Genomic DNA, 11,272 nt, shown 5'->3' with positions numbered 1-11,272 from the left:
AGCGGATGAACACGGCCGAGAAACCAAGTAGATGGAAGAAATTCACCAGCCAATTGGATTTGCAGTCCATGGTTTGGCCGGGAATTATCTTTGTATTCATTTTTAGCTACATTCCGATGTATGGCGTGGTCATGGCGTTCCAGCAATACGATATTTTTGGCGGCATGATGAAGAGCCCCTGGGTTGGATTTATGCATTTCAGAATGTTCTTCGAGGCACCGGAGTTCTGGAATGTGATGCGAAATACCATTGTGATTAGCTTGCTTAAATTGATTATCTCTTTTCCGGCACCGATTCTTCTTGCACTGATGCTGAATGAGATCGGTAATATGGGCTTTAAACGCGTTATCCAGACCGTCAGCTATTTACCTTATTTCCTGTCTTGGGTTATTGTATCCGGTTTTGTATTTTCGCTATTATCTGTTGATAACGGAACGGTGAACTATGTGCTGGAGCGATTCAATCTGGTAGGGGAGCCAGTTAACTTTCTGGCATTACCCAAATACTTCTGGTCTATTCTAGTAAGTGTAAATGTGTGGAAGGAGGTCGGATTTGGGAGCATTGTCTATCTGGCCGCGATTGCAGGCATTGATCCGACTTTATATGAAGCCGCTTCCATAGACGGAGCAAGCCGATTTAAGCAAATTCACTTGATTACACTCCCCAGCATTACCCCCATTATCATCATCTTTATGATTCTTGCCATCGGCAGTCTGCTTAGTGCAGGCTTCGAGGACATTTTGCTGCTGGCAACCAATCCAATCCTGCGACCCTACTCCGATGTTATCGACACCTATGTGTACCGTGTTGGGATATTAAATGCCAGATTCTCTTATGCGACAGCGGTAGGGCTTTTCAAAGCGGTGATCAGTGTCATTCTGCTGGTGATGGCCAACAAAATAGCCCGCCGGGCAGATGTTAGTCTCTGGTAGGTACTACTACTCATAGCGAATGCTTCCGATGCAAGTTTTATTGGAATGTATCGACTGTAAGTAATGCTCCATAAACCTTTTAGGAGAGGTGAACAATGAGACTAAGCCTAGGCGACAAAATCATGCAGCGGAGTATTTATATCCTTTTGACGCTGCTGGCGCTACTTATGCTGTACCCATTTTGGAACGCGCTGGTCATTTCCTTTAATCTAGGGAGCGATACGGCGCTCGGCGGTGTAACCTTGTTGCCGAGAGCATTTACCCTGGAAAATTATTATATTGTGTTTCAGGATCATCGCCTGCTGAATTCTTTTCTGATCACCATTCTTAGAACGCTCTGCGGCACGGCGTTGTCCGTCTTCTTCACGGCCCTGTTAGCTTACGGAATGTCCAAGAAAACATTGCTTTTTCGAAAACAATATATGGTGTTCTTCATGATTACGATGTTCTTCAGTGGAGGGCTCATTCCTAGTTATTTACTGGTTCGCTCTTTGGGTATGCTGGACACCTTTTGGGTTCTGATAATCCCCGGTATCATCAGCGTCTGGAACATGATTGTCATCCGCACCTTCTTCAACGCTTTGCCGGAGGGGCTTGAGGAATCGGCCAAAATCGACGGTTGCAGTAACTACGGCATTTTCTTCCGAATCGTTATTCCCGTCTCCGGTCCGGTGCTGGCCACGATTGCTTTATTTACTGCGGTCGGTTACTGGAACGACTGGTTTACGGGAGCGATCTATATTACGAAGGACGAACTGCTTCCTATACAGACCCTGCTGCGGCAGGTTATGAACTCCAACATTATGACCCAAATTGGCTCATCGAATGCCATCGCGCTGGATCATATGAACCGAAATCGGACGATTACTACGAAGTCACTGACCATGGCTACGATGATGATCGCTACTATTCCGATTATCCTGACGTACCCTTTTCTCCAAAAGTACTTTGTGAAGGGCGTAATGATCGGTTCATTGAAAGAATAGCAGTGTCCATATTATGTAGAAAGAAGGGAAAAGAATGGGCAATCGTATGAAATGGGTATCGCTTCTGCTGACTTCGCTGGTGCTTCTTCTCGCTGCCTGTAGCGGAGGGGGGAATTCTAACACTTCACCAAACACAAGCGAGAAAAATTTGAATACCGAGGTCGCCACTGATGACGGCAGCGGGATCAAGCCTGTCACCTTCAGCTTCTATGGAAACTATGACTGGCTTACGACATCACCATGGGGGGATAATGAGGCGACAAAATGGATTCAGGAGAACCGTAAGGTTACAGTTGAACCGATTCAATCGGGAGGTGCGGCCGGAGAAAAACTCAACACGATGATCGTCGGCGGAGATTTACCGGATGTCATTTTTACTGACCGGGGATCCTCAGTGGAACGGCTGGTGCAGGCAGGGCAACTTGTTGCGCTGGATGATTACTATGACAAGTATCCGAACTTCAAGAAATATGTGAAGGAATCCACCCTGAATTTGCTCCGTTCAGATGACGGGAAAATCTATCAAATCCCGAACTGGTATACCTCCGGGCAATTCGGCAACGGCGGATGGATGGTGAATAAAGATATTTATAATGAGCTCGGCAGACCGGTGCTGGAGACCTTTGATGATTTGTATCAATATTTACGCTTGGTGCAAGAGAAGTATCCCGATGTTGTACCTCTGGAGGTTGGCGAGAAGGGGGCAGGTCTGGAGATTATGTATGGCGGTTTTAAGAAGCATTCTACCAGTAAGTTCATTTCACTCATGGGATACCCGGAAGGCGACAAGCTGTCATCTATCTTGGATGATCCCGCTTACGAGGAGATGGTGCTGTATATCAATAAGCTGTATCGTGAACGGCTGATTACGCAGGATGCACTGCAGCAAACCCAGGATGCGGTCAAAGAAAAGGTAAATACCAGCCGGGTAGCGGTCATGGTCGAATCCAATATCACTACGTATGGAGCCGAGGGACATCGTGCACTGACTGCGAACAATCCGGACAGCGGTTATGAAATTATTTGGCCGATTCATAAAGCCGGACTAGACAAAACGCAAGTGTTTGTAAGCGGTTTCGAGACGCTGGGTTGGAACGTCAGTGTCATTACGAAAAAGGCCAAGGATCCGGAGGCCATCTTCGCTTATTTTGACTGGATTACGGGTCCGGAGGGACAGAAGGTGCTTTTCTTCGGTCCTAAAGGCTTGTACTGGGATGAGGAGGACGCAGACGGAGCACCAATTCCGAACGAGAAATACAAGACGACTCCTGCTAACGAGCGTACCGAAACAATGAGAAAATTCGAGGACTTTAACTGGGCGGGAAATACGACCTTTATTGATACGGCGAAAATGAGCTTAGAGGCACTGCTTTCCGCGAACCAGAAATCATGGGAGACAGTGGCGCAGTCCACGGTGACCTGGAAAACCGCGCTGGACATTACGGAATTTGTGAATACCGATCCGCTTCCGGATACGGAGATTGGCATCATCGCACAGAATATCGGGGATATTTATACCCTTGCTTACGCACAAATGGTTCAGGCGAAGTCGGATGAAGAGGTATTGTCGGCACTGGAGACAGCCAGAAAGAACACTCAAAAAGCGGGGCTGGATAAGCTGCTTGAGTTCAGAACCGAAAAATGGCAGGAGAATGTCAAGAAAATCAACGCGACGAAATAAGACTTTTATGAAATCTTATACTTGTGGAGGCGATATTATGGCATTTGCGCTGAGATCGAGATGCATAGCAATGTTAAGCTTCGTATTGGTTTCTTCGATAGCAGGTGGTTCCGTGCCGGCTAAGGCCGATGAGGAGAGTAATCCCCCTTTTGAAACGGAAGTTATTGTACGGACCGTAAACCAGTTTAAGAACACTGCGGATGTCCATAATTTCATCCAGCTGTCCACAAGCTACGGTGTCGATGTCATCAGCATGAACGTGAAGCAGGATGAAGATGATGAGGTTCCGTCTGGAAGTGTATTTTATCAGAGTGATATCGCTCCGATCGCGCAAGGCTACGAGAATTTCGATGCTCTGCAGGCTGTCATTACAGCAGCCCATGCTGCAGGAATCAAGGTTCATGCCTGGATTCCCCAGTTCCATGATCAGCAAGCCTTCCTTGCTCACGATGAATGGCAGATGCAAGCGCTGGTTAACGGGGTTCAGATTCCATTCACAGGTTCTAACGGCAACGAATACTTCGTCAATCCGATTCACCACGAAGTGCAGCTGTATGAGCGTTCCATCATTCAGGAAGTGATCGAGAATTATGCTGTTGACGGTGTTGTGCTAGACTGGATCCGCTTCGACAATTACAACATGGACGTCAGTGATTACACGGTTGCGAAGTATCAGGCACAGTTCGGGTATTCCCCGCTCAGCATTGACTTCGATACGGATTCGCCTCAGCGGGAACAGTGGAATGAATGGAGAACAGAACAAATTGGACAGTATGTAGGCGATATCCGTGAGGATATTTCTGAATCCACAAATCCGGATGTGCAGTTCGGTGTGTATATTTTGCCGCCGGAATTTACAGAGGTTGGACAGAATGTAGCCAAATTCAAGGATGATATCGACTTTGTCGCACCGATGGCGTACTTTGATGACTGGGAGTTCAATAGTGATTGGGTATACAGCACTTCCTACGGCATCCTGAAGGATACGAGCGACCGGATCAGTGGCAGTGATGTGGAGATTGTAGCCACACTGGATAATGACTGGACTGATGATCAATATCAGGAGATTTACAAGGGAATCCGCGAGAATTATCCGGACGTGAAGCGCCTGTCGTTCTTTGCCTACGGGGCCTGGCCAGAAGATGAATTGGCCAATATCAAGGAACGTGAAACCTGGCCGACGCCAGGCTGGACGCCTCCGGCAGAACAAGACTATCCGGCTCAATTACCAGCTGGATGGAAGGCTCGAAATATCGGTTCCATGCCGGGGAACGTTACCTACAATTCATCCAATAAGCAATTTACACTCAATAGCAGCTCTACGGATATTTGGGGAAATGGAGATCAACTGAATTATATATACCAATCCGCGAGCGGCAATGCGGAGATTATTGTTAAAGTGCAGTCCACTAGCCGATTGGACGGCTGGGCCAAGGCCGGCATTATGATTCGGGAGTCGTTGGGTCATAATTCGAAGCACGCAGATATGATGCTTACCCCCGAGAATGGGGCAACCTTCCAGTATCGTGCAGAGACCGCGGGCAATATGGTCGACCATACTGCGGCTGCCTCGGCTCCAAGATGGCTAAAGCTGACCAGAAGCGGAAATACCTTCAAAGGGGCTATTTCGGCGAACGGGAATAACTGGCAAACAGTTGGAACTGTTCAAATCCCGATGAATGACAAGGTGTATATTGGCATAGCGCTCAGCAATCCGGGGGATGATTCGAGGAATAAGGCCGTATTTGGAAATGTGAAAATTACGGATTAAGTCTAATGCAATAGCTTGGGGAGCTGAAAATATAGCTGGCCATGTCTTCAGAAGTGACGCGTTTAAGCCTTCTTCACCTTTAGGGGTGTGAAGGTTTTTTGTTGTTTATGCATATTTGCTAAAAGAACATTCAATTGATAATCATTCTCAATAGATATATAATTAATCCAAAGTAAGGGGAAGTAGGGATGAGCATGAAGCGTAGCGATGGTCTGATTGAAGCAGAAACGATTGATGCCCATAAGACGCTTAGATGCGAAGGGTTTAATATTACTTACCAGTTGGACGGAAGCCACTTTGAGATAAAACCACCGGTCGAGCTAGGGGAGGGCAGCTGCCGGAGCCTGCTTACTCAGCGTTATCTTCAGATGACGGATTTTGATCTCCAATTTAATCGGGATATCGAAGCGAAGGGCGAGTTTAGAACACCTCGTACGGAGCTGATATTCTGTATGGGACATGGAATTGAATGGGGGACCTCGCTGAAGCAGGACTACTTTGCCATAGATACAGGAGAAAGTGTGCTGCTTCACGGCGGAGTAAGAAGTGAAAATTGTATATACCTTAGCGGAGCGGGCTACAGATTCCTCAGCATAGATATGAGTCCGGCACAATTTGAGCGGATGACCAGCGGACTGACCGAGGATACACGGCTCCAAGCCGGAGGAGGAGCTGGGTTGTTTTTTGGCAAAAACGCTATCACACCATCTATCCGACTCATTCTGTCTCAAATTGCGGATTGTTCCTATAGTCAGGGTATGCGGGAACTCTATCTGGAGGGGAAAATGCTGGAGCTAATGGCTGTCTATCTCAATGAATCTTTATTTGAAGCTGATCGGATTTCCCACACAGTCAAGCTATCTAGAGATGATATGGAGAGCCTGCGGCTAGCCAAGGAAATTCTGCAGCGTGATTATTTACATCCACCGACATTAGCAGGGCTCTCTCGCATTATTTGCCTCAATGAGTTCAAATTGAAGAAGGGCTTTAAGGAAATGTTCGGTTATACTGTCCATGCCTATGTGATCGAACAACGGATGCAAAGGGCACAGCAGCTGCTAGAACATGGAAATATGACGGTAAGTGAAGCAGCATCCAGAGTCGGATACGTGAATGTCAGCCATTTCTCAGCAGCCTTTCGTAAAAAATTCGGTGTGCGTCCTGGAGCATATCTGATCAGTGGTAGACAGCGTTCTTTAGGAACAAGGATGTAAGCTCGCATCGAAAACAGATGCTCCTGATTTGGTTGATTATAATCCCGGAAACGGTAGCAACCATGAAGAGCGTTCCTTTACACTAGTGCACAGAGAATCATTCTCAGTGCACTTTTTTGTGCGTAATTATAAAGAGTGGGGGAACAGCTGTGAGTAAAACCAAAACTGGCATGTCGAGACTGCTAGAGATTGCCGGAGAGAAGCGGGGCTTGCTGATCCTATCTGGCATATTGTCATCTGTCAGCGCCGTGTTAATGCTGGTACCATTTTTGTCTGTTTATTTCATCTTGGCTGAGCTACTGCGGCATGCCGCGTCTCCTGGACAGGTTGACGGTGATGCAATGATCCGCTGGGGATGGATTGCACTTGGCGGATTGATCGGAGGGTTGGTGACTTCATATTGCGGTATTATGTGTTCGCATATTGCGGCTTTTCGTATTCAGTATAATCTGCGTGTGCGAATGACTGAACATCTAGGCAGACTGCCGCTCGGCTTCCTGAATGGAACTTCGACCGGCGCAGTGAAGAAGACGCTGGAACAGAATGTCGACAAGGTGGAAAATTTCGTAGCGCATCAGCTCCCTGATCTGGTCAGCGCGCTGGCGTCCACGGTGCTTATGATTGTGGCGATGTTCTGGCTGAGTCCGCCGTTAGCTGTTGCCTGTCTTCTACCGATCCTAATAGGAATGGTTGTGCAGTCAGCACTTATGATGAGTAGTAAGGGGAAAACTAGTGTGAAGCAGTATCATGATTCTTTGGAGCAGATCAATGCTTCAGCAGTGCAGTATGTGCGGGGGATGCCAGCGGTGAAGGTGTTCGGGCAGACGGTGCATTCCTTCCGAAGGTTCTACAGTGATATGACCAGATACCGTGATTTTTGTCTGGAGTTTACGGACCGTTATCAGTCAGGCTATATTCTGTTCAAAACATTGCTGACCTCCTCATTTACCTTTATTTTACCGGTGGGTGTCTTTATGCTAAGCGGCCAGCCGAATTCCATGTCCTTTGCGCTTGTGTTGCTGTTCTTTCTAATTATGGCACCAGGCGTATCTTCTCCGCTCTATAAGCTACTTATGCTGGCTTCGAGCACTCGGGATATCGGCGAAGGTGTAGAGCGGATGGATCGTCTTTTGGCACAGCAGCCTGTACCAGAAATAGCAAAGCCGTTGTCACCGCAAGCTTTCGACGTTGAATTTATGGATGTAACCTTCTCCTACAGTGAAGAAGAGGGGGCTGCGGCTGCGCTCAGCGAGGTCTCCTTCCGGGCAGAACAAGGGAAGGTTACAGCGCTGGTTGGACCGTCAGGTTCAGGTAAATCGACGGTGGCCAGCTTGGTGCCGCGGTTCTGGGACCCGCAAGAGGGTGCGATCCGTATCGGTGGAGTGGATATCCGCCATATGGCGATTCATGAACTGATGAATACAGTTGCCTTTGTATTTCAGGAGACCTTCCTGTTCTATGACACTTTGTATGAGAATATTGCCGTCGGTAAACCGGGAGCAACGCTGGAGGAAGTTCAGGCTGCAGCCAGAGCGGCACAATGCGACGAGTTCATCTCTCGGCTTCCGCAGGGGTACGATACGTTAATCGGTGAAGGTGGTGTCTATCTCTCCGGCGGTGAAGAGCAGCGTATTGCGGTAGCCCGGGCTATCCTTAAAAATGCTCCGGTACTTGTGCTCGATGAAGCAACTGCTTTTGCCGACCCGGAAAATGAGCATCACATGCAGCTGGCACTAACGGAGCTTATGCGCGGGAAGACGGTTATTGTCATTGCTCACAGACTCTCCTCTATTCGTGAAGCCGCACAAATTCTGGTACTGCGAGATGGGCAAATCGTGGAGCGTGGAGATCACGATAGTTTGATTGATCGCGATGGACTTTACACTCAAATGTGGCATGTCTACAGTGACGCCGGAGAATGGCATTTGGAAAAAAGGGGGGAACAGCTATGAAGGTATTGCACAATATTACTGCTGGCAAACCACAGCAGCTGCTGAAGCCTGTATTTTTTTCCTTACTGGCTAACTTAGTCAGTGTGCTTCCGTATGCGCTAGTGATTGAGGCGGTGCGGTTGATTTTTGCTCCTTATATTACGGTGGGTGCAGAGCTTCAGATAGAACGGCTTTGGTGGATTTGCGCGGGACTAGCTGCTGTCATGGTACTGATGTTCCTGAGCGAGATTCCCGCTTACCGCACTGCATACCGCGGGGCTTACAATGTTGCGGCACAGGGACGGGCGGAATTAGCAGAACATCTGCGTAAGCTTCCGCTAGGCTACCTGACTCGCCGGGATCCCGGTGATTTGGCGAATATGATGATGGGCGATTTCACGCTGGTTGAGACAGGCATTTCACATCTGCTGCCACAGCTTGCAGGGGCTTTTGTACTGCCGATATTTGCACTTGCAGGTTTACTATTCCTCGACTGGCGGATGGCGCTTTCCATGTTCGTGGCGCTGCCGGTTGCCCTTCTAATTATGTACCTGTCAGGTAGACTGCGGCGGAGATTAGGGACGAATCATATGAGAGCCAAATTGAACGCCGCGAATCGGCTACAGGAGTATTTGAATGGTATTCGGGTGATGAAAGCCTACAACCTGACGGGAGAACGATTTGTCCGTCTGGATAGCTCTTTTAGAACTTTGATGAAGGAAAGTGTGAAGCTTGAAGGAATATTCGGACCGGTCATTCTAACGGCTATGGCTCTTCTTCGTGCGGGTCTGACCTTAATGGTATACGTAGGTGTACATCTATTGTTAGGAGGGGAGCTCGGTATTTTGCAGCTGGCTGTATTCCTTATTGTCGGTACACGCATCTATGATCCATTGACGACGGCGCTCGCCAACTATGCCGAATTCCGGTACAACGAACAAGCGGGTGAACGCATCGTAGACCTGCTTCGCCAGCCGGTCATGACGGGGACTACAGCTCCGCTTCCCGAGAGCAGTACCATTCGCTTTGACAATGTTACCTTCGGTTATGGAGGTGAGCCTGTTCTCAAACAATTAAGCATAGAGATGCCGCAAGGCTCATTAACTGCAATTGTGGGTCCCTCCGGCAGCGGAAAGAGTACAGTGCTGCGCCTGATCTCGCGTTTCTATGATCCTGACGAAGGAAGTGTTCTGCTAGGCGGACGCAATATTAAAGATATTGATCCAGAACATTTGCTAGGGTCTGTGTCGGTTGTGTTTCAGGATGTGTACCTGTTCCAAGACACCATTGGAAACAACATTGCTTTTGGGCGGCCGGGCGCGTCGCAGCAGGATATTCAACAAGCAGCAGAAATGGCCCATTGCCATCATTTCATCATGAAATTACCGCTTGGTTATGACACGCCGGTAGGCGAGGGTGGCAGTACGCTTTCCGGAGGGGAGAAGCAGCGGATCTCCATTGCTCGCGCGATTCTTAAGAATGCTCCAATTGTATTACTAGATGAAGCTACTGCATCGCTTGACCCGCAGAATGAAGCCGAGATACAGAAGGGAATTGATACGCTGATTACGGGCAGAACTGTTATTGTTATCGCGCATCGGCTGAAAACTATACGAGGTGCAGACAACATTATTGTGCTGGAAGATGGCCGGCTGGTCGAGCAGGGACAACATGAAGCCCTACTGTTGCGCGGCGGACTGTACGACCGGCTTTGGAAGCTACAACAGCAATCCGTCGGATTCCGCATCACATCTTAGGCAATACTCGGCACATTTTAGGAGGAAAACGTATGGCTATAACAAAGGATGAATCCGCTTGGCCGATTATAAGCCTTAGTTTGGGGGAGGCGTTTGATCAGGTGACCGTAGAAGAATATATCGCTTATTGGGAAGAGCTGCTCGCGCGCCGATCTGCCTTCGGTCTGCTGATGGTGCATTCTGCTGAGAAAAACACACGTCCAGAGCGTGCGGTCACACAGCTGTATATGAACTGGTGCAACATGAACAAGCGGGAAATCGCCCAATATTGTTCAGGCATCGCGGTCGTAATGCAGAATGCTAAGTTGCTTGCTGTCTACAAGCCAGTTACAGCGTTGTCCACTAAAAGAACCTACGGCTGCTCCGGAGGCGCTTTCTCCGGAGAGGCTGAGCATAAGGTGGCTGGAGGAGCAATTGGCTAAGGCACCTTCGGGTACGAAAAGCTAATATAGCTGCCCATAATTTTGGGGTACACATTTAAGCTTTCTTCACCCTTTTGGGTGGGGAAGGCTTTTTTTATCTAGAAAGATAAGAATCCGCCAACCCCTCACAACCAACGTGTCAGAGTAAGCTTTTATATAGACCATTCTCTAGTCCTATGGAATATCCTGCCCTTCAATTCCCTAATCCTAGTTTAGATTGGAATAAGTGGTTTAATAAACCTGTAGATGAACACTGCCAATGGTTATTTCAAGTGGTCGAAGAGATGATGGAATTCTTTATTATTGACTTGCTGAAGTTACCTGATGTCAAACCAATCCTAATAGATTTAGGAATAATGCCTGAATTTATATTACCGTTTATCCCGGAAGAGAGAATGATATGTTTTTATACATCCGATGCGGAGATTGAGAAACACAGTAATAAATCTATGATTAAGTTCTCCAACGAAATAAAGAACGCTTGCACTAAGCTGGGCATCAAAACCATAGAAAGAACACCAAACATGAGCGTAGAAGAACAATTTAGGTTAGTTTGTGAACATTTTAAAATGTAAGGA

General features: G+C 47.9%; 9 protein-coding genes. All 9 read left to right on the top strand.

All coding sequences use genetic code 11. From position 1 onward, the window contains the following. Positions 1–5: 5 nt before the first annotated feature. The 9 genes from MHB64_RS25445 to MHB64_RS25405 all read left to right on the top strand — a co-directional run bounded on the left by MHB64_RS25445 (position 6) and on the right by MHB64_RS25405 (position 11,269). The gene (locus tag MHB64_RS25445; protein ID WP_283908901.1) at positions 6–932 is read left to right on the top strand and encodes an ABC transporter permease; all 927 of its coding nucleotides are present in this window, start codon (positions 6–8) and stop codon (positions 930–932) included. Positions 933–1,027: 95 nt separating this feature from the next. Beyond that, on the top strand, positions 1,028–1,918 hold the full coding sequence (locus tag MHB64_RS25440) for a carbohydrate ABC transporter permease (RefSeq protein WP_341135645.1): 891 nt from the start codon (positions 1,028–1,030) through the stop codon (positions 1,916–1,918). A gap of 34 nt (positions 1,919–1,952) precedes the next feature. Further along, entirely contained in the window at positions 1,953–3,599 is a 1,647-nt protein-coding gene (locus tag MHB64_RS25435; RefSeq protein WP_341135644.1) for an extracellular solute-binding protein, read from the top strand. A 37-nt stretch (positions 3,600–3,636) separates the two neighbouring features. Further along, positions 3,637–5,370 carry a family 10 glycosylhydrolase gene (locus MHB64_RS25430; RefSeq protein ID WP_341135643.1) on the top strand — a complete coding sequence of 578 codons (1,734 nt, stop codon included), beginning with the start codon at positions 3,637–3,639 and terminating at the stop codon, positions 5,368–5,370. Between the two features lie 188 nt (positions 5,371–5,558). Continuing rightward, the gene (locus MHB64_RS25425; protein WP_341135642.1) at positions 5,559–6,584 is read left to right on the top strand and encodes a helix-turn-helix transcriptional regulator; all 1,026 of its coding nucleotides are present in this window, start codon (positions 5,559–5,561) and stop codon (positions 6,582–6,584) included. Positions 6,585–6,754: 170 nt separating this feature from the next. After that, a complete protein-coding gene (locus MHB64_RS25420; RefSeq protein ID WP_341136124.1) occupies positions 6,755–8,536 on the top strand; it encodes an ABC transporter ATP-binding protein in 1,782 nt (593 codons plus the stop codon). Then, positions 8,533–10,272 (top strand): ABC transporter ATP-binding protein, encoded by a 1,740-nt coding sequence (locus tag MHB64_RS25415; protein ID WP_341135641.1) that lies wholly within the window; start codon positions 8,533–8,535, stop codon positions 10,270–10,272. The genes MHB64_RS25420 and MHB64_RS25415 overlap by 4 nt, the downstream gene beginning before the upstream one ends. 32 nt (positions 10,273–10,304) lie before the next feature. Then, positions 10,305–10,694: a hypothetical protein gene (locus tag MHB64_RS25410; protein WP_094872609.1), complete on the top strand. Its 390-nt coding sequence runs from the start codon at positions 10,305–10,307 to the stop codon at positions 10,692–10,694. Between the two features lie 176 nt (positions 10,695–10,870). Further along, a complete protein-coding gene (locus tag MHB64_RS25405) occupies positions 10,871–11,269 on the top strand; it encodes a hypothetical protein (protein ID WP_341135640.1) in 399 nt (132 codons plus the stop codon). Positions 11,270–11,272 lie beyond the last annotated feature (3 nt).

Origin of the sequence: Paenibacillus sp. FSL K6-2859 (assembly GCF_038008265.1) — a bacterium.
In the GTDB taxonomy this organism is placed as follows: Bacteria; Bacillota; Bacilli; order Paenibacillales; family Paenibacillaceae; genus Paenibacillus_AQ; species Paenibacillus_AQ nitricinens.
The sequence above is the reverse complement of the archived record's forward strand: the minus strand, read 5'-3'. Positions and strand labels throughout refer to the sequence as shown.